General features: G+C 37.1%; 20 protein-coding genes. 2 read left to right on the plus strand and 18 right to left on the minus strand.

Annotated features, from left to right (window positions below; translation table 11 throughout):
• Position 1: 1 nt before the first annotated feature.
• From wecB to LV469_06340, 5 genes are read right to left on the minus strand one after another with little or no spacing between them, the layout of a single operon-like run.
• Entirely contained in the window at positions 2-1,102 is a 1,101-nt protein-coding gene (gene wecB / locus LV469_06320) for a UDP-N-acetylglucosamine 2-epimerase (non-hydrolyzing) (protein UHR02257.1), read from the minus strand.
• Complete coding sequence (locus tag LV469_06325; GenBank protein UHR02258.1) at positions 1,099-2,241, minus strand: undecaprenyl/decaprenyl-phosphate alpha-N-acetylglucosaminyl 1-phosphate transferase; 1,143 nt, start codon at positions 2,239-2,241, stop codon at positions 1,099-1,101. The genes wecB and LV469_06325 overlap by 4 nt, the downstream gene beginning before the upstream one ends.
• A complete protein-coding gene (gene upp, locus LV469_06330) occupies positions 2,177-2,806 on the minus strand; it encodes a uracil phosphoribosyltransferase (protein ID UHR02259.1) in 630 nt (209 codons plus the stop codon). Before upp ends, LV469_06325 begins: the two co-directional genes overlap by 65 nt.
• Before the next feature lie 4 nt (positions 2,807-2,810).
• Positions 2,811-3,242 carry a ribose 5-phosphate isomerase B gene (gene rpiB, locus LV469_06335; protein UHR03596.1) on the minus strand — a complete coding sequence of 144 codons (432 nt, stop codon included), beginning with the start codon at positions 3,240-3,242 and terminating at the stop codon, positions 2,811-2,813.
• A gap of 6 nt (positions 3,243-3,248) precedes the next feature.
• Positions 3,249-4,307: a threonylcarbamoyl-AMP synthase gene (locus LV469_06340; GenBank protein UHR02260.1), complete on the minus strand. Its 1,059-nt coding sequence runs from the start codon at positions 4,305-4,307 to the stop codon at positions 3,249-3,251.
• A 142-nt stretch (positions 4,308-4,449) separates the two neighbouring features.
• On the opposite strand from LV469_06340, the gene LV469_06345 reads away from it, so the two are divergent.
• Complete coding sequence (locus tag LV469_06345; GenBank protein UHR02261.1) at positions 4,450-5,886, plus strand: DUF853 domain-containing protein; 1,437 nt, start codon at positions 4,450-4,452, stop codon at positions 5,884-5,886.
• A gap of 93 nt (positions 5,887-5,979) precedes the next feature.
• On the opposite strand, the gene LV469_06350 is transcribed toward LV469_06345, so the two are convergent.
• The 10 genes from LV469_06350 to LV469_06395 form a co-directional block, all read right to left on the minus strand.
• Positions 5,980-6,789, minus strand: a complete 810-nt coding sequence (locus LV469_06350; protein UHR02262.1) for a hypothetical protein — start codon at positions 6,787-6,789, stop codon at positions 5,980-5,982.
• Positions 6,789-7,664, minus strand: coding sequence for an undecaprenyl-diphosphate phosphatase (locus LV469_06355; protein UHR02263.1), 876 nt, complete (start codon positions 7,662-7,664; stop codon positions 6,789-6,791). The genes LV469_06350 and LV469_06355 overlap by 1 nt, the downstream gene beginning before the upstream one ends.
• A 192-nt stretch (positions 7,665-7,856) precedes the next feature.
• On the minus strand, positions 7,857-9,179 hold the full coding sequence (locus LV469_06360; protein ID UHR02264.1) for a TRAP transporter large permease: 1,323 nt from the start codon (positions 9,177-9,179) through the stop codon (positions 7,857-7,859).
• A gap of 1 nt (position 9,180) precedes the next feature.
• Positions 9,181-9,666, minus strand: a complete 486-nt coding sequence (locus tag LV469_06365) for a TRAP transporter small permease (protein UHR02265.1) — start codon at positions 9,664-9,666, stop codon at positions 9,181-9,183.
• Positions 9,667-9,712: 46 nt separating this feature from the next.
• Positions 9,713-10,780 carry a TRAP transporter substrate-binding protein gene (locus LV469_06370; GenBank protein UHR02266.1) on the minus strand — a complete coding sequence of 356 codons (1,068 nt, stop codon included), beginning with the start codon at positions 10,778-10,780 and terminating at the stop codon, positions 9,713-9,715.
• Positions 10,781-10,785: 5 nt separating this feature from the next.
• A complete protein-coding gene (locus LV469_06375; protein ID UHR02267.1) occupies positions 10,786-11,607 on the minus strand; it encodes a 3-keto-5-aminohexanoate cleavage protein in 822 nt (273 codons plus the stop codon).
• 17 nt (positions 11,608-11,624) lie between these two features.
• Positions 11,625-12,011, minus strand: coding sequence for a 3-aminobutyryl-CoA ammonia lyase (locus LV469_06380; GenBank protein ID UHR02268.1), 387 nt, complete (start codon positions 12,009-12,011; stop codon positions 11,625-11,627).
• Positions 12,012-12,231: 220 nt separating this feature from the next.
• On the minus strand, positions 12,232-14,283 hold the full coding sequence (locus LV469_06385; GenBank protein UHR02269.1) for a sigma 54-interacting transcriptional regulator: 2,052 nt from the start codon (positions 14,281-14,283) through the stop codon (positions 12,232-12,234).
• 61 nt (positions 14,284-14,344) lie between these two features.
• Positions 14,345-14,809: a threonine/serine exporter family protein gene (locus LV469_06390; protein ID UHR02270.1), complete on the minus strand. Its 465-nt coding sequence runs from the start codon at positions 14,807-14,809 to the stop codon at positions 14,345-14,347.
• Positions 14,810-14,811: 2 nt separating this feature from the next.
• On the minus strand, positions 14,812-15,579 hold the full coding sequence (locus tag LV469_06395) for a threonine/serine exporter family protein (GenBank protein ID UHR02271.1): 768 nt from the start codon (positions 15,577-15,579) through the stop codon (positions 14,812-14,814).
• Positions 15,580-15,774: 195 nt separating this feature from the next.
• Between LV469_06395 and LV469_06400 the strand changes: the two genes are divergently transcribed.
• Positions 15,775-16,698 carry a DMT family transporter gene (locus tag LV469_06400; GenBank protein ID UHR02272.1) on the plus strand — a complete coding sequence of 308 codons (924 nt, stop codon included), beginning with the start codon at positions 15,775-15,777 and terminating at the stop codon, positions 16,696-16,698.
• Between the two features lie 72 nt (positions 16,699-16,770).
• On the opposite strand, the gene LV469_06405 is transcribed toward LV469_06400, so the two are convergent.
• From LV469_06405 to LV469_06415, 3 genes are read right to left on the minus strand one after another with little or no spacing between them, the layout of a single operon-like run.
• A complete protein-coding gene (locus tag LV469_06405) occupies positions 16,771-18,036 on the minus strand; it encodes an L-serine ammonia-lyase, iron-sulfur-dependent, subunit alpha (GenBank protein ID UHR02273.1) in 1,266 nt (421 codons plus the stop codon).
• A 41-nt stretch (positions 18,037-18,077) separates the two neighbouring features.
• On the minus strand, positions 18,078-19,316 hold the full coding sequence (locus LV469_06410; protein UHR02274.1) for an SLC13 family permease: 1,239 nt from the start codon (positions 19,314-19,316) through the stop codon (positions 18,078-18,080).
• A 16-nt stretch (positions 19,317-19,332) separates the two neighbouring features.
• Complete coding sequence (locus LV469_06415; GenBank protein ID UHR02275.1) at positions 19,333-20,337, minus strand: uroporphyrinogen decarboxylase; 1,005 nt, start codon at positions 20,335-20,337, stop codon at positions 19,333-19,335.
• Between the last annotated feature and the right edge of the window lie 199 nt (positions 20,338-20,536).

Here is a 20,536-nt window from a genome sequence, read left to right on the forward strand (position 1 = left end):
TTTACCTTTTTAATAAGATTTCTACTATCTTTTCTGCCGACCTTCCATCTCCGTATGGATTTATAGCTTGAGCCATTAATTTGTAGAGTTTATCATTTTCTATGAGTTCTTTTACTGTCTCATAAATTTTTTTATATTTGGTACCAGCCAAAACTGCCGTCTTGGCATCCACACCTTCCATCCTCTCGGTTTCTTCTCTCACAACCACTACAGGCTTTCCAAGTGCCGGTGCCTCTTCTTGAATTCCACCTGAGTCTGTTACCACCATATAAACTCTCTTCATTAAATTTGAAAACGGAAGATAGTCTAAGGGTTCAATCAAGTGAACTCTCGGATGGTCTTTAAAGATTGCTTTTGCGATTGTTCTTACTTTTGGGTTTAAATGAATCGGAAAAACAACTTCCACATCTTCGTGGTCTTTTAAAACATCTCTAACTGCACTGAAAATGTTTTCCATAGGCTCGCCTATGTTCTCCCTCCTGTGCGATGTGAGCAAGATTATTTTTTTGTTTTCATAATCTAAATCATTCAAAATCTGGTCTTCAAATTTGTAATCTTCTTTTACTGCATAATGCAAAGCATCTATTACGGTGTTTCCTACAAGATAAATATTTTTGTCGTCAAAGCCTTCATTTAGAAGATTTTGTCTGTTACCTTCGGTCGGAGCAAAGTGATAAGTGCTCAAGACCCCTGTGAGTTTTCTATTTGCTTCTTCTGGGTAGGGGGAGTAAAGATTGTGAGATCTAAGTCCCGCCTCCACATGACCTATCTTTACCTTTTGATAGAAGGCTGCCAAAGCACCGGCAAATACACTTGTCGTATCTCCTTGAACTAAAAGCACATCCGGCTCGTATTCTTTTATTACTTTTTCAAGTCCTTGTAGACTTGCTACTGTTATATCTGTAAGAGTTTGATTGTTTTTGAATATGTTTAGATCATAGTCTGGTTTTATATCAAAAATCTCTAAAACTGAGTCCAACATCTGTCTATGCTGAGCAGTTACTAGAACTTTGAAATCAGCTTTTCTTTTTTCAAGCTCCTTTACTATCGGAGCCATTTTTATTGCCTCGGGTCTGGTTCCAAAAACCACTAGAATTTTCATTCTTCCTCCTTGCTCTTATCACTTGCCTTGGGTCCTTTAAACATGCCACTTGCCCAAGCAACCAATACTATTCCTATTATAATTAAAGCGGATATCAAAAGACCTTTTTGAGTGTTAAAGTCCGCTATCAAATTTGCCAATATACCAAAAATCATGGATATGATATAGAGGATTGAAACTGTCTGTCTTTGGCTTAGTCCTAGACCTAAAAGTCTGTGATGCAAATGTCCCTTGTCTGCCTGCATGATACTTTGACCAGAAAGTTTTCTCCTTATCATGGCAAAGGTCGTATCAAAAACAGGTACTCCCAAAATCAAAACAGGCACAAAAATGGTAAGCACTGTGGCTGATTTCATGAAGCCTTGAATTGATATATAAGAAAGCACATATCCTAAAAAGAGAGCCCCTGTGTCTCCCATAAATATTTTAGCTGGATTGAAGTTGTAGGGCAAAAATCCCAAACAAGCCCCCGCTAGGATTGCTCCCATAAGTGCTTGATCAAAAGACCCACCAGCAAATGCTATAAAAGATATGCTTGCAGCACTTATCATTGATATTCCGGCCGCTAGTCCATCTAAGCCATCTATTAAGTTTACAGTGTTTGTAATTCCTATTATCCAAAAAAGAGTGATTGGAATGGACAAATAGGATAACCAAATCAAATCTTTTGCGAAAAATGGATTGGTAAAGAAGTTTATTTTGACTCCACCAAAAATCAAGGTCAGCCCAGCCAAAATTTGAAACATCAGTTTCTTTTTTGGTGACAGATTTAGCTTGTCATCTATCAGACCAGAAATTACTATAAGTCCACTTCCTATGAATAGACAGATGTACTCCCTATTTAAAGAGAGTCCATATAAGGCAGTTGCTAAGAATGCTATGAAAATTGCCAAACCTCCTCCCAGAGGCATGGCTTTTTTGTGAATTCTTCTCTTATCCTTAGGTATGTCTATATAGCCAAGCTTTGGCATAATCTTAATTAAAATCGGACTTATGACAAAACTTATGACAAATGCTATGGCAAAAAATTTGTAATTGGCTGTTATCGCCGTCTTAAACAATACTAAATCTCTCCTATCTAGTTCCGAAAAGTCTATCCCCGGCATCTCCCAAGCCTGGTAAGATATATCCATGGTCATTTAGGCATTCATCTATGGCTGCCACATATATATCTACATCGGGGTATGCTTCTTGGACAGCCTTTAGTCCTTCAGGTGCGGCAACAAGGTTTACTGATTTTATGGATGTCACTCCTTGCGCCTTTAGTTCTCTTATGGCTTCTATAAGAGATCCACCAGTTGCAAGCATGGGGTCCAAGATTATCATAGTTCTTTCTGCTACATCGCTTGGAAATTTAGAGTAGTAGGTCACAGGTTTTAAGGTCTTGGGATCCCTATACATACCAATGTGAGCAACCCTTGCAGAAGGTGCCACGTTCAAAAATCCATCTACCATTCCAAGCCCCGCTCTTAAAATAGGAACAAGTCCGAACTTCTTGCCGGAAATTTGCTTGCCTATCATTTTTGTAAGGGGGGTTTCGATTTCTACATCTTTAAGCTCCAAGTCTCTTGTGACTTCATAGCCCATTAGAATGGCAATTTCTGTTGCCAGCTCATGAAAGGCCTTGGATGAAGTTTCCTTTTTTCTCATGATTGTAAGCTTGTGTTGAATAAGCGGATGATCTGTTACGTGTACTTTTCCCATTTTTTCACTCCTCTATTTTTTCTATTCTTCTACTGTGACGACCTCCTTCAAAATCAGTCGTCAAAAAAATATCCACTATCTTTTTTGCCATATCAGATCCTATAAGTCTTGCTCCCATAGCTAAGGCATTGGCATCATTGTGTCTTCTTGAAAGCTCGGCTGACAAGGGCTCCGAACACAAAGCACACCTAATCCCTTTTAATTTGTTGGCCGCTATGGAAATACCTATGCCAGATCCACAAACTAAGATTGTCCTGTCAACCTCTTTTTCTTGTAAAAGTCTTCCAGCTTTTTTCGCAAAGTCGGGATAATCGCACGACTCTTTTGAATCGGGGCCACAGTCTATGACATCGTGTCCCTTTTCTCTTAAATAATCTGCCAATTCCTTTCTCAAATCAAAACCAGCATGATCTGAGCCCATTGATATTTTCATAATTTCTCCTTAAAGTCCTAAAACTATCCTACCGGCACAAGCCTTTAAAAGCCTGTTCATTATACCTTGTCCAATTCCTCTTATGTCGTATCCTTCAACAAAAATTATATCTACATTTTCTTCGTCGCATTTTCTAAGCGCATCAAATATATTTTTTGCAATCTCTTGTAAATTTTCTCTAGAGCCTAAATTGATTAAAAGGTCAACTCCAACATAGTCTTTATGGGTTTGCTCGGTAGCCAAAACAGCGGTCTTTTTGCCTTCTTGAGCTGCCAGCCTTTTATTTATTTCTCTTACTACGTTTGAAAGATTTCCTCCGAATAAAATAGCCTCAGCCTTTGGGGAGTAGTGTTTGTATTTTTGTCCTGGTGATTTTGGCACAGACTTATCCAAGGGATCTATAATGGTGTGGTCTACTTCCACATCTGGAATCAAAACTTTCAAATCTTCAAGAGTGACTCCGCCTGGTCTTAGAATGGTCGGTGGATTTACGGTAAGATCTAGGACTGTAGATTCAATTCCAACTTCTGCAGGCCCTCCATCTACGATTATATCAACCTTGCCCTTTAAATCTTCTATTACATGGCCCACTCTTGTAGGCGATGGCCTTCCAGATAAATTTGCTGATGGAGCTGCTATAACACAGCCCGACTCTTTTATAATTGCTCTTGCTATTTCATGAGAAGGCATCCTCACTGCAACAGTATCAAGTCCTGCCGAGGTCGCATCGGGGACTAGGTCTTTTTTCTCCAAAATCATTGTGAGAGGACCCGGCCAAAACATTTCCATGCAATCATAAGCAACTGCCGGGATATTTTTGGTGAATTTTTCTAAGGACTCCCTGTCAGCTATATGTAGTATGAGAGGATTATCTTGAGGCCTACCCTTGGCTATAAAAATTTTTTCAACAGCCTCTTTATTTAGGCCATCAGCGCCTAGTCCATAGACTGTTTCAGTAGGAAATACAACCAATTTGCCCTCTGCAAGAAAACTTCCTGCCTTCTTTATTTTTTCAACTTCTTTAATAGAAGAAATTTTTATAATTTGAGTATCTAATACTCCGTCCATCCGCTCTGCCTCCTTGTGGGTGCTTGGATATATAGTAATTATCTTCTAATAGAAAATTATATCACATGAAGTCTTTCGATTTATTAAATTTTAGTGAAATTAAAAAAACTTACTATGATATAATTTTTATAAAGGAGGTTGTATGGAAAAAATGCTTGTAGGCAAGGGCACACAAAAAGTGTTTTTGCTGAACAATAAATTTAACCAACATGGTCTTATAGTTGGCGCAACTGGTAGCGGTAAAACAATAAGTTTAAAGGTCATATGCGAATATCTTTCTTCGATAGGTGTTCCCACAATTCTAACAGATGTAAAAGGCGATCTTGTAAATATTACAAATCCCGGCAGTGCAAACTCCAAGGTGAGTGAAAGAATTGAAAAAATAGGGATTGAGGATTTCGCTTTTAGGGGCTTTCCTCTTACGCTTTGGGATGTGTATGGTAAGCAAGGCGCAAGTCTTAGAATAACCCTATCTCAAATGGGGCCTGTCCTCTTGGCTCGAATCTTGGACTTGAATGAAACTCAAGAAGGCATTTTAAATTTGGCATTTAGATTTGCAGATCAAAACGGTCTTTTGCTTTTGGATTTGAAAGATTTAAAAGCTCTCTTAAATTACATAGCAGAAAATAAGAAGAGTCTTTCGGAAGAATTCGGCTTAATCTCTAGCCAATCCATCTCTGCCATCCAAAGAAAACTCTTGGTGCTAGAAGGCGAAGGCGGAAACGAGTTTTTTCAAGAACCCGCTATAAGTATCGAGGACTTTCTAAAAACAAGTCCATCTGGCATGGGGCAAGTAAACATAATAAATGCTAAAAAACTTATCAACTCGCCAAAAATCTATTCCATCTTTTTGTTGTGGCTTTTGAGTGAACTTTTCGAGGCTTTGCCGGAAGTTGGCAATCCAGAAAAACCCAAATGTGTATTTTTCTTTGATGAGGCTCATCTGCTTTTCGACAAGGCCCCCAAGGAGCTACTAGAAAAAATAAGACAAGTTGTAAAACTCATAAGATCCAAGGGAGTCGGCATATTTTTCATAACACAAAATCCTCTGGATATAGACGAAGAAGTGCTAAATCAACTCGGCAATAGAATCGTTCATCAGCTAAGGGCCTTCTCACCAAAAGAACTCGAAGCTGTCAGGAAGATATCTAAAACATTTAGACCTAAAGAGGGCTTTAAGGTTGAAGACGAGATTTTAAATCTCAAAACAGGCGAGGCTCTGGTCTCTTTTTTGGACGAAGACGGAAGTCCACGCCCTGTTGAAAAAGCTCTGATAAGACCACCAGAGTCGAGCTTTGAACCTCTTTCTTCTGATGAAATCAAGAGTCTACTTGAAAATTCAACCTATTATCACAAATACAAAACCCCCATCGACAGAGAATCGGCATATGAAATTTTAAAAGAAAGAACTATTTTAAAAGAGAAAACTCTAGATGAGAAAGTAGACAAGCATTTTAAATCTTCCTCCAACAAAAAAACTTACTTGGAAAAGAGCTTAGACTCTATTTTAGGCTCCATGACAAGGACAATAGGAAGAGAAATAGCAAGAGGACTTCTGGGCGCCTTAAAAAGAAGATAGTATTAAATTTTAGGACAAAAAAGACCTCAGAGCATAATTAAAATTTTGCTTTGGGGTCTTTTTATTTACATATTTTATATTTTAATCTAAAATCTATCTTTTTTTCAGGATATCTCTCGCTTTATCCAAACCGAGTTTTTCTTCTGCAGCTGCTATTTCATCTGTATCCAGCTCTAAAATCCCGCAAGTTTCTGCTTGAGAAAAAGATATTAACTCATCTCCATAAGGCCCATACGAAGCGGAAGAGCCATAGATGTATTTGTTAAGGCCATCATCCTTTGCCTGATTTACTGACACAGTAAATATTCCATAGTCCAAGGCCCTAGCCTTTAAAAGTTGCCTGTAATGATTCTTGCCATTTAAGTCCGCAAAGCCAACTGGCATAAAAATCACTTGCACGCCCCTTCTTTTTAGCTGAGAAAAAAGTTCTGGAAATCTCAAATCATAGCAGATAAGCACAGACGCCTTTATCCCCTTTAAATCAAAAATACCCAAGGACTTACCATTCGAAAAAATTTCAGACTCGTTTGAATAAAGACCTTCCTTAACCAAGATATCTGCAAGATAAGTCTTGTCATAAGAAAAAATCTCACGACCCTCATCTGAAAATACATAGGTCCTATTGTAGCGATTTTCTCCATCTTTTATTGGAAGCGAGCCTGCAACTATATAAGCTCCCCTTCTTTTTGCCAAATCCTTTAACTTTTTATAAGTGTAACCCTCTTTTTCTTCTTCAAATTCTTTAAAAAATCTCCTTCTCATAGGGCAGGTGAAAAGCTCTGGCAATACCAAGACCTCTGCCCCTTCATCGAGAAGCTTTTCAGAAAGAGCAAGCACCCTTTCGACATTTTTATAAAAATCATCGCCCGGCGCATTTTGAACGAGCCCAATTTTTATCTTCATCAAATCACTCCCATTAACATAAGAACAAACAAGAGCAAGCCCAATAAAATCCTATAATATCCAAAGGGTTTGAATGAATGTCTTTTTACAAACCTCATAAACGATCTAATAACGACAAGGGCAACTATAAAAGAGACTAAGCCGCCTATAAAAATTATAAAAAATTGGTAAGTCGAAAAACTAGAACCAAGTTTTAACATTTTTAAAAGAGTCGCTCCCAGCATAGTTGGAATTGCCAAGAAAAACGAAAATTCAGCAGCAGCTGTTCTCGATAGGCCAAGAAGCATGGCTCCAATTATAGTAGCAGCAGATCTCGATGTGCCTGGTATCATGGCTAGACATTGAAAAAGTCCAATTAAAAAGCAGGTCGAAAATCCAACATCATATACAGTTTTGAATTTGGCCTTCTTTTTAAAAGAGCTTTCAATCCAAATTATTATGAGTCCGTAAAAAATGAGATTTATTGCAACAACTTTCGTAGAGAAAAAGTGGGCATCTATATAGTCATCTAAAAGTAGCCCCAAAATCATAGCAGGCAAAACTCCCACGATAATCTTAATCCATAAACTCATAGTCCTTTTATCATAGGCTTTAAGAGCTAGTTTAAATTTTTCTTTAAAAGAAAGTTTAGCTGTGCAAATCTCCTCTCTCTTTTCAATCCTTTTCAAAGAAAAGGGGTTTAGTTTATCAAAATATATAAAAACCACCGAGAGAATGGCTCCAAGTTGAATAATTATGTTGAAAGCATTTTCGAATCTAGCAGACGGAAAGCCCACAAAATTATTTGCAATTATCAAATGACCAGTTGAAGAAATCGGCAAAAACTCTGTGATTCCCTCAATTATTCCAAGTATTATAGCTTTTAAAATTAACATATTCTCCTCCTGCTCATATTATAAGATATTTTTTCTAAATTTTATATCAAGTTGAAACAATATTATATCCATAATTACAAGATTCATTTTTTGATATCATACTTAAAAAACTCGCAAATCATATGTAGGCTTAAATTTTCCCGCAACAAAAGAGAAGCCATAAGACTTCTCTTCTGTCGGATTTATATTAAATTATAGGAGAGCCAACGATATCCATGGCACATATGTGATTATTGCCAAGGCTATTATAGCTGCCGCAAAATAAGGCGCTATGTCCTTAAACATGGCTTCCAATTTTATCTTGGCAACCGCTGCCCCAACAAAGAGATTGCAACCATAAGGAGGTGTACACAAACCTATCGCAAGGTTAACAGCCATAACTACACCAAAGTGAATTGGATTTATGCCAAGAGCCTTCACTGTTGGCAGCAGCATGGGTGCCATTACTATTATGGCAGGAACTGTGTCTAGGAAAAGTCCTACCAAAAGTAGTATCAAGTTTATAAATAATAGAACAACCAAAGGATTGTCCGACACATTTGTCAAAAATACAGTTATCATCTGTGGCACTTTCTCGAAGGTCATAAAGGTAGAAAATACTGTTGAATAACCAAGCAAGAAAGATGTTACCCCATTTAGAACAGCCGAGTCCAAGACAACATAGTAAAGATCTTTTAGCTTCATATCTCTGTAAACTAGCAAGCTCACAAGAGCCGAATATATTACAGAAACACAAGCAGCTTCTGTCGGGGTAAAAACTCCCGAATAGATGCCACCCAAGATAATAAGAGGTGATAGTAAAGCCCATATTCCCTCTTTAAAGCTTATCCAAACTTTTTTGGCTCTAGCCTTCATAGCTTGACCAGCTGGGACTTTTTTAACTTCTCCATCTATTAAACTTTCATGTGATGATTTGACATCTATGCCACGTTTTTTACAAGTGGCTATATTTAAAATTATAAATACAAGGCCAAGCAGGATTCCGGGAAGCACTCCTGCCAAGAAAAGTTGAGGCACAGAAACTCCTGTCGCCGCTCCGTACAATACAAACGATAAAGAAGGAGGAATTATAGGTCCTATTATACCTCCAAAGCAAACTATCGTGGCCGCATATTCAGACGGATAACCTTTTTTGGTCATCTCTGGAATCATCATTCCACCAATAGCTGATGTAGTAGCCATTCCAGATCCACAAAGAGCTCCGAAAAACATACACGATAAAAGAGTTACACAACCAAGGGCCCCTGTTACAAAATCAATAAGAGCCGATGCAAAACTTACAATCCTTTTAGCAATTCCACCTGTTGACATGATTGAGCCTGCCAACATGAAAAATGGAATAGCCATTACTGTAAAAGATGAGATACCCGAATAGCAATATTGTGCATTGACAACCATGTTGAGATCTGAGAAAAACCACATAGAAATCATGGTGGCTCCACCAATTGCAAATCCAACCGGCACGCCAATCATAAGCATTACAAATAATATAATAAATAATGATCCTACTGCCATACTACACCTCTTTTGCCTTTATCATAGCCTTCAAATGCCCATAAGAAGTCAAAAGACATCTTAAAACCATAAGAGAACATCCTATTGCAACAGCAAGATACCCCCAGCTCATTGAAATCTTTATACCTGCATACCTTGTCGAAGCTTGAGTTTTAACCAAGAAAAACCCATAGTAAGCAGTTACAAAACAAATCCCCACAACAATAAGATCAGATAAAAGATTTAAAAAATGTTTACCTCTTTGGGGAAGTCTATCCACTACTAAGGTAATCTTTATGTGTTCATTTTTCTTTTGCCCAATAAGAATACCCAGCCAGGAAATCCAAACAAATATAAATTTACCAAGCTCCTCAGACCAAGATGAGGAATTGTGAAACACATACCTCATTATTACTTGAAAAAATATAACCAAAACCATCGCCACAAACATGCCAACTAGAACTATATTTTCAACTTGATCGAGGAAGTTTATTAACTTTTTCCTCATTTTGCACTCCTCAATTTATAAAGAGAGCCGGCCTTAGCCGGACCTCTTATTTCTTAGGAACAGTGTTCAAAAACATGTCCATTACTTCGTCGCCAACTTTGGCTCTTAGGCTATCATATACAGGTTGTACAGCTTCTCTAAAAGCCGCAACTTCTTCTTTAGTAAGCTCTTCTACAGTAGCTCCCTCTTTCTTAAATCTTTCTATATAGCCTTCTTCATTAGCTCTTTCTTCTGCACGTTGTTTTTCAGCTACCATCTTGACACCTTCCATGAAAATTTTCTTTTCAGCTTCAGGCATAGAATCTATCCACTCTTTTGAACAGATAAGAGGGAAAGGCGAAGATGCGTGATTAGTTAGAGTTATATAAGGTGCAATTTCGTGAAGATTGAAGTCATTAAATACTCCTAGTGAGTGGTCAAGAGCATCTACTGTACCTTGAGATAGAGATGTTATTACTTCTCCCCATGCCATAGGTGTTGGGTTTGCTCCCATAGCCTTCCACATTTCGATGTTTAATTCAGTTTGAGCAATTCTAATCTTTTGTCCCTTTAAATCTGCTGAATTGTGATAATTTCCTTTTGCAGAAATAACTTGTCTCATACCATTGTAGAACATATCTAAGCAGTAGTATCCAGCATCTTCAAGAGTCTTGTTGTAAGCTTCAAGTCCTCCATTTTTGAAAGTTCCTTCAATCCAGTCTTCATAAGTAGGATATAGGTAAGGAAGGTCTATAACACTCGCTCCATCTCCAGCCGCTGAAGATACAACACTTGAAAGGTCAAAAGCAACTTGCATTGTGCCAAGTTTAACTCCTGCAAATAAATCTGGTGAGTCTCCTAATTGTCCATCGGGATAAACCTCTACCTTAAATTTGCCGGGCGCCTTTTCTTCTAAGAACTTTCCAAGTTCCACAGCTGCAAGGTGAGTAGATCTTGATGATGAGTCTGTGTGACCGATTTTTACCATGATTGGCTCATCACTTGAAGCCTTCGCTTCTGTCTTTTTGTTATTTCCTTCTGCCGATTTAGATGATGGACGTCCACATCCGAAAAGTCCCATTATCATTACTAGTGTCAAAAATATAGTAATATACCTTATGTACGATTTTCTCATTTAATTCACCCTTCTTTTTTTATATTCAAAATCTTTCTAGCTTCATTCGGACTGGCAACCTCTCTTCCCAAGAGATTTGCCATATCAACAACTTTCCTTACAAGTTCTCCATTGCTTTTTGCAAGAACACCCTTTTTCAAATACACATTATCTTCAAAGCCGACTCTCACATGACCTCCCATGGCTATTCCCATCATTGCCATAGGCATTTCATTTTTTCCCATGCCTGCCACTGTCCATGTGGAGCCTTCAGGTATGGAGTCCACCATAAAAGCGAGGTCTCTTGCAGTTGCTGTCATTTGAACACCTAATACAAAGTCAAAATGCATGGGCGATTTTAAAAAGCCCTGCTTGTTGTAGAGGATGGCATAATCTACCATACCCTTGTCAAAAACTTCAATTTCTGGTTTTATGTTCAACTTGTTCATTACAGTTGCAAAATTTTTTATAGTAGTTTCTGTGTTTACGAAAATTTCATCTCCGCCAAAATTACAAGTACCACAATCTAGAGTTGCCATCTCTGGATTTAGTTCGCAAACCTCAAGCCTTTCCTCATCGCTCATTCCGGTCGCTCCTCCTGTGGAGACTTGTATTATGACATCTGGACACTTTTCTCTTATAGCATCAATGCAAATCTTATATCTTTGCTTGTCTTGAGTGGGTGTACCATCATCCTCTCTCACATGAAGATGGATTATGGCAGCTCCCTCTTTGTAGGCCAAGTAAGCCTCACGAGCAATTTCTTCTACTGTATAAGGCACGGCGGGATTATTTTCTTTTGTTACCTCTGCCCCACAAATGGCACAAGTAATAATTAGCTTTTCCATAAATAATCTCCCGGACCTCACTTTCTTTGATTTTCTTTTTTTACAACGCAAATTCCACTTGCTCTTGTAACTACAATAGGTTCTTCTAGCACATCACAAGCCGAGTCGTTTATGTCCCTTCTTGGCACAATTACCTTTTTCGCTTCAAAGACCATCTTTCTTGACGTATTTCCAACTTCAGTTATATGGCCAATAGCTTCTATGTAATCACCTGCGTAGACCGGAGCCAAAAATTCCACCTTGTCATAATTTAGGAATAAGCCCTCATCTCCGTCATTTTGTATCAGAAGCTCAGTTGCCACATCTCCAAAAAGTTGCAACATTCTCGCTCCGTCTACCAGATCTCCGCCATAGTGAGCATCTGCCTGACTCATCCTAAGTCTTATTAGAGATTCCTTTTTCATAATTACCTCCCTCCTATATAATTATAAAATTCAGAAAAGTTAATATCTTTCTGCCTTTATATATAAGCAAGTATCGTGCCAAGATATTTTTATAGGCGAATGTTAAGTTTTACACATTCTTTGTTTTTTGTGGAATAAGTTTTGATTAGTTTTTGTATCAGGAAAATGATTTCTATTCATTTATGTATCTATACATTAAAAATGAGTCGATTTTTTCGACTCACTCTATTTCAAATTTATTTATTTTTCTGGATACAGAGGCCTGGGATATATTCAATCTACTTGCCATCTGTCTGGTCGTTAGTCCTTCTTTTCTCAAAGACAAAAGCAGTGATTTTTCCGCTTCTTCCATATAGCTTTTATAGTCTTGATCTGGTCTTATCTTGTCTTTTACAAAGTCTTCCTTGCTTGCTATGACACCACCATTTATACATCTATCTAATACTTCTAAACCTATTACATTTTTGTTTGATTCAATTAAGAGTCTTTGGACAAAATTTTCCAACTCTCTTATATTGCCCTTCCAATTATATTCTTCCATTCTCTTTATGACTTCTGGGTCTACTCTTTTTTCTAGAGAAAATTTTTTGTTGTAAGCATTTACAAAGACTCCAATCAAATCTCTGATATCTTCTTTTCTATATCTGAGAGGAGGAACATATATGGGAAAGACGTTTAGCCTGTAATAGAGGTCTTCTCTAAATCTTCCCTTTTCCACCATCTTGATTAGATTTTTATTTGTTATGGCAAGCACTCTTACATCACTTTCTATGGGACTAGTACCCCCGACTCTATAAAACTCATTTTCTTGCAGCACTCTTAAAAGTTTAGCTTGAAGCATAAGAGGCAGCTCTCCTATTTCATCAAGCAAAATTATGCCTCCCTTTGCCATCTCCCAAAGCCCCGTCTTGCCACCTGCTTGAGCTCCTGTGAAGGCTCCTTTCTCGTATCCGAACAGTTCAGATTCAAGAAGATTTGATGGTATAGCGGCACAATTTAATCTCACATAGGGCGAGTTTACTCTCTTCGAATGGGAATAGATTATTTTTGCTATCATTTCCTTTCCAGTTCCCGATTCGCCCGTTATCAAGACTGTGCAGTCAAATTTAGAAACTTTTATGGCACTTTGAACCGTTTTTCTTATAAGAGGACTTTTCATTATAAAATTTTTTAAGACACCCTTGTCATCAGGAAGGCAAATCATCTCATGGGGCTCATCTTCTGTTTCTCTTTCCGCTAAATTTACCAAGCTGAAACTTTCAAATAAATCTAAGTAGGCCTCATTTTCTTTCAAAAGCTCCAAAGTGAAGTCTGTATGATTTTCCAAATAGCCTCTGTAAGATATTATTTCTACTTCCTTGCCCATGGACTCGGTGTTGTAGCTTATATCAAAGGCCTTGGTCCCCGGCTCTGGCAAGAAGATTTTGCCCTTGTTTTTTACAAGAAGACTATCAACCAAACTCATACTAGAAAGAGATGTCGAGTCTATAATCACATCGTAATAATTTGACTCAAAGTTGGGGTTTTTAAATAAATTTCTCACATCAAGCAAGTCCAACTTGCTCAAATGAGTAAATATATCCTTGTAGGTGCTCTTATTAAGGCTGTTACCCAAAACAAAACCATCTAGTCTTCCAGTATTTTCTAGTTTTTTTCTGGCAGCTATTGCCGAGAGAAAACCTCCCCTGTTATCAGCTCCTATAACCAAGACCTTTTGGTCTTTTTTTACAAGACGATTTACAGTCGCAGGTGTGCCAGCTATGTCCAAGGCCGCCAAAGTAATTTTTAGTGGAAGCTTGTCTGGACTTTTTATTATCGGAGAATTTTTAAATAGGATGGCCTTGCCTTTTACAAAAACTTGACCATATTCAAAATCTATGTACTTTATTTCGTCTATTATGATAGGAGTTGCTATAAGAGACACAAGACTTATTACCCTGTCGCCAACCTTTAATTTTGACGACTTTTTATAAGAAGCGCCCATTTCCATTACAAGACCCTCAAACATCCCTCCAGTTCCAGTAACTGGATTATGTAGCTTTCCTCTTTCTCTTACTATGTTTAAAATAAGCTCTGCCATAGTCTGCCTATTTCCTCTTGCAGTCTCATAAATCTGTTCAAAGCTAGCCTTATTCAAATTTAAAACACTCACTTCTATTAGAATTTCATTATCTAAAATAGGAAGGCTGGTGTCCACCTTCCACGCCTTTTCAAGATTGGATAGCCTCGGAATAAGAGATCTATTAATTCCATATATATTAGCCTCTAGCATAAGCCCTCACCTCAATTTTATTATAATTTAAAACACTCACAATAAAAAGGCTCCAAAATTTTTAGAGCCTTTTAGAAAGCGACACCTTGTTCTTACTCTTCTTATAAAAATCATACAAGTTTGTAAACACTATTTCCAAGACCATCCCACCAGTAATGGCGATAGCTATGTTTACAACAGTAGAGCCGTAAGTGAAGGCTGCGTGTAGATTTTTTGCAAACAAGGACTCCATAGTCATAAAAAGAGCCCTCCCCGGCACAAGGGGAATAGAACCTATTGTCAGGTAGACAGTCGCAGGAGTCTTAGTCGTTCTAGCTACAACTTGCGAATAAGCACCTAAAAACAAGGACGCTAAAAAATATTTATAGTATTCATTCAAAGTCCAAAGCCCTACCAATATATAAATCGACCAAGTTATCATGCCGCCCACAGATGCCCAGAGCATCTTTTTTCCTCTTATGTTAAAAAGAATGGCATAGGCAAAAGAACCCATAAAGGCAGCCATTATTTGTACTACTTCCTTCACTCTCAACCTCCCATGACCATAACAGATAAGGCAAATCCTATATAAATGGCAAGAGCTATAAAAAGAGCCTCTATGCACTTCATAGCCCCAGACAAAATATTATCCATAAACATATCCCTGATAGAATTAGTAAAAAGCAGACCAGAAATCAAAACCATGGTAACCCCCATGCTGATCACACCTCTTGATTGGGCTAGCCCCAAAAAAGCAGCCATCTTAGAAAGAGATGATATAGTAAATCCACAGGCAATAATGACCACAAACCTATTTATCCTTGCAGTCTTTAATCCTTTCTCCACAAAACACATTATAAAACCAATAAGGGCAGATATAAAAGCGGCATAAGCCCCTCCACCAAAAAATACAGTAAAAGTTGCAGAAGTTAACGTATAGGAAAAAACAACCAGAGGAAAACTTACACCAGCCGTTTTCTTTATCTTTTCTATTCTCTTTTTGACCTCATCCACCTTCAAATTAGACCGGCAAATAGTCCTGGATAAGTCATTGTACTCAGAAAGAGCCTCCAAATTATAAGACACGCCCTTGATACGCCTAGCCTGAGTGACATTTAATCCAGACTCAGTTCTCAAATTGGCTACAATAAGAGAAGGAGTGGCAAACACATCAGCTTCAAAAGCCCCAAAGCTTCTACATATCCTTTCAATAGTATCCTCAACCCGACTTATCTCAGCTCCAGACTTCAACATCTGCGCCCCAATCTCCAAAGCACACTCCAGCTCCTCATCCAAAACCATCTTATCAAGCTCCAAATCTGCAACCCCCCTTCAGTACAAATATATAATCATATAATACTTACTATATCAGTATCTTTGCCAAATTCAACGATGATTTCAATTAAAAAATTAAAATTTTAAACTTAAAAACACAAGAAAATAAGCCCCGAGAAAAAATCATTTCCAGCGTAAAAACTAGTAAAATAACCGCTTTTCTGATAAGCTATATACATGGAAAAAATATTTAAAAATAAAAAAAATGCAATAATACTTTCATTATTTGCAATGCTGCTTTGGGGGTCTGCAATCCCCCTTATCAAGACGACCTATAAGGTAATGCAAGTGCCAAGTGATGACTTCGGCCTAAAGATTTTGATAGCAGGAGTGAGATTTCTCGCAGCAGGAATCTTAGCCCTTTTTTATCATCAATTCTTCAAGACCAAGGAGGGCAAATTTTCTAAATTTAACTTGAAATTTGTCATAATTCTATCCCTAGTTCAAACTACTTTTCAGTACTTTTTCTACTATATAGGACTCTCCAACACTCACGGAGTAAAAGCCTCAATAATCCAAGCCTTTGGCTCATTTTTAATCGTCATCATGGCAGCGGCCCTTGTCCCCGGCGACAAACTAAACCTAAACAAAGTACTAGCTGTCATCATAGGAACAGCAGGCATTCTAGTCACAAACTTAAAAGGCGATGCTAGCGGAGGAATAAGCCTAAAAGGAGAAGGCTTCATCCTAATAGCCACCTTCTTCAATGCCCTTGCAACCATACTCGTTAGACTAAGAGGAAGAAATCAAGACCCCTTCCTCTTAACAGGAAGTCAATTCGCCCTAGGCGGTTTAGTCCTTATTTTGGGAGGCCTTTTCTTAAAAAAATCCGCCTTCAACATAAGTCCCCTAGCCTTTATCATGATAGCCTATGGCGCCTTCATATCAGCCACCGCTTTTTCTCTTTGGACTATAATACTTCAATATCATAGTGCTGGAGAGTTTGGAATTTATAAATTATTTATTCCAATATTCGGAACAATTCTTTCGATAATATTCTTGAAAGAAAAGTTTACTTTTTTACTTTTCATAGGTTTGGCTTTAGTTATAATAGGAACACTTATCCTTAATATGAAAATTTTTAAAAAAAATAATAAGTAAATTTGAAAAGTATAATTTTATTTAGGAGTTGAAAAAATAAAAAAATCCCGGGAATCCAAATCCCGGGATTTTTTATTCAAATTCTTTTAGATAGTTTCTATTTTCTATCATTTCATTTAAAACAACTTCATCAGTTTTTTTCATACCATACCTAGCAATATGGCCTACTGTATCTATCGTTTTTTCAATGTCATCTTTTACTATTCCATCTCCTGAATGGAATGAATTATTTGATAAGGCTTGTCTGTATGCAAGGAAAGCATTTCTCAAAGACGATGCTATTTTCATTGCGCAAGAAGCCTTGGCACCATCACATATAAGTCCAGAATTTACAGCTAGAGCATTAGATATAGTTTCCTTTATTGTCTCTAGTGGTTTACCTTCCATATAAGCAATCCCACATATGGATGCCGAGGCCGCCGAAACAACTCCACAATAAGCAGACAACTTTCCTATGCCTTGTTTTAAATATAATCCGATTAAATTTCCAAATATTAAAGCTCTATATAGAGTATCTCTGTCGACTTTATTATCTAGCGCATATTTTATTATCGGTACAGACAAAGTTATTCCTTGATTTCCACTACCGGAGTTTATAACAACTGGATTCTCAGCTCCACTCATTCTAGCATCCGAGCCAGCACTTGCATAAGCTGTCAAACTTTCAAAATAATCACCATTAGAGTTTTCTAATATGATTTTGCCTATGTTAGAACCCCAATTATTGGTTATTCCTTCTTTAGCTATGGCATAGTTGTACTCAATTTCTTTATCGAAAATGTCCTTTATATCAGTATAATCACAACTTTTTGAAAATTCATATATTTTTTCAAACGAAAAATCGACCTTCTTATCTTCTTCAGTGCCTACAGACTTTTCGAAAATCACTTCAGAATTTTTTTCAATCAATACTATATTAGTATGATCGTCTTTTATTATTACTCTAGACTCGTCCTTACCTTTTTTAGCGATTATCTCTATATATAAGTTTGCAGTATTAGGTTTTAATTCTACACTTACACTTCCTTCTTTTATAAATTGATCGCATTCTTTAAGTTTAGACTTATCAATATCCGCCAAAACTTCTAGTTTCTTGTCTGCATTCCCTAAAAAAGCACCAGCAACTATTGATATTTCAATTCCTTTTCTTCCATCAGTACCAGGAACTGTTATGCTGTGAGCATTTTTTATAATATTCCCCGAAAAAATTCCTTCTAATTTTTCAGGTTTAGCTCCAAGCACTTCAGAAGCCTTAGCTGAAGCATATGCTATTGCTATTGGCTCCGTGCATCCAAACGCTGTTATAAGTTCTTGTTTTAAATATTCTTTATAATCCACAATTTCCTCCCATTCCGTTCAAATAATTTATATATTTATTTTTATAGATAAAATACTGAACAGAGGGCAGTTGTAACTAGCCAAAATACTATAAGCAGTGGGAATCCACACTTAATATAGTCTCTCATTGTGTATCCGCCAGCTTCCCAAACCAATAAGTTCGGTCCTGTTCCAAATGGTGTAGTGAATACACCTGAAGCACATACTGATACAGCCATAGCACCCGCCAATGGATTAATTCCACTAGCTTGACAAATTAAAATGCTTACAGGAAGAATCAAAACTGTTGCTGAAGAATTAAGCAAAAATTGAGTAGCTACAAGCATCAAAAGCGCTATTCCACCAATAACTACAACTGGAGGCATTCCTGATAAAATAGGACTTAATTTATTTACAAAGTATTCTGCTGCGCCAGTAGATACCAAAGCTTTACTTAGAGGGAAAATTCCTCCTACTAAGAATATTGTAGTAGCCGAAAACGACTTGACAGCATCTTTTACATCTATACATCCTGTCAAAACAGCCAAAATTGCTCCGAAAACACCAGCAACATGCATTGGTATAACCTTAGTTGCCATACACAAAACTACTCCTAGAAATATAAGAGCTATTATTACCATTTTGCTTTTGTTGTAAACCGGTTCTTTAACTTCTCCCATGTCTATTTCTTTTACAGGCAAAAGCTTTGTTCCTATGAATATCATATAAATAATACCTGCAACAAGAAGGGGAAGACCTATCTTTGCATATTCAAAGAATGTAAATTCTCTTAATTTCATATCAGCAAGTATACCATTTGCCACTATATGGGGCGTTGTTCCTATTAAAGTAATTGTTCCGCCAAGAGATGCAAAATAAGCAAGTGCCATTAAAAGTTTAGACTTGTTTACTTTTGCCTTTTCAGACATTGAACTAACTATAGGCATTAGGCATGCTGTTGAGCCTGTATCATTTAGAAAAGCGGAGAGTCCGCCAGCTACAAGACCAGTTCCAACTATAAGTCCCTTTTCAGTACCACCTATTAGTCCAATTATTTTTCCTCCAATGTAATCTGCAAGCCCTGTTTTGAAGAAGGCTTCTCCAACTACACATAGTCCTAAGAAGAATACTACTGTAGTGTTCGCAAATTCCATATATGCTGATTTTGCTTCTATAATTTTAAAAGATGCCAAAACTGAAGGCACCAACGCTCCTATTATAATAGGGTGTATGGGTTGCCATATTAATAAAATCATAGTTGCAACAAATACGATACAAGTTATTGTCGCTTGAGTTGTCATGTTTTCCTCCTAATTTTTACTTTTCTACTGAATCTCTAAAAGCTCTCATTTCAGCGTCTGTTGAATGTATAGAAACTGAACAATATGGTGCTAAAATGAAAGGTATATCCTTATTTTCTTCTATAGCTTTTTTAGCTTGTCTAGCTATTTCTTCTTCTGCATTATTTCCAAAAATCATCTCATCAACGCCACCCATAGGTGTTATTTTGCCAAGATAAGCTGATGCTTCTTTTATTGAAGGGTTGTCCTCTGCACCTTGGTCCCAATGAAGAATGTCTATAGGAAAATCCTTGAATCTATCAGGATTAGACTTAATACCACATGTATGATACATAATTATTCCGCCATCAGCTTTAACAGCTTTAGAAAATTTAACGTCAAATCTCTTTACAAACTTTTCCCATTCTTCAAACTTCATATAGTCTGTTCTAGCCCATGAAATGCCAGCAAGGAAGAATCCATCACATCCAACCTCTTTTAAAGCCTTCCAATAATTTATATACGTTTCTGTTATATTATCAAGCGCTTTTAAAAGTTCTTCTTCATGTTCTTCCATTATCTTGAAAATTGGATTTTCTTCTCTAGCTGCTGGAAAATGTCTTCTAACGAAAGGAAGATCAAAAACTCCACTTATAATTTGTAAAGGTGTGAAAACAGTTTGAAGGATAGGCACATCTTCATCCAATCCATCCCTTATGTATTTGATAGCTTCAACATGATCCTTTAAAACTTGATTAGTCATATCTAAAATCTTAAATACACTAAGATCATAACCCCTTGCAGCTGAACTTAATTTTGTCGGAAAAATTTCTTGTTCATAATTCACATAATCGATCTTATCTCCATAAGCCTCTTGCATATAAACAGCCGATGGATGAACTTTTACGATATCCCAATCATAATCTTTTTGCCACTTTAGCATTATATTTGCCAAATCTTTAGGTTCTCTTTCAACTTTTGGAAAGTGTCTATAAGCTGTGATAGGAGGTCTATCTGTTTTTTCTCCTCTCAGAGTAGCCATAACCCTCTCTCTTTTAGTCATTTGCGTCAATTAAATCATCCTCTCTAAATTTAAAATATATAAAATAATTATAATTGCCTTCAAAGTTATAATACAAGCAATTTGCATGCCAATTTTAAATCTGGCACAAATACGGCACATATGATATACTCATTTTGCATTTTTGCAAAATGAGTAATTCTTTTGCAAAAATGCAAAA

This window comes from Peptoniphilus sp. GNH, assembly GCA_021307325.1.
Lineage (GTDB): Bacteria > Bacillota > Clostridia > Tissierellales > Peptoniphilaceae > KA00134.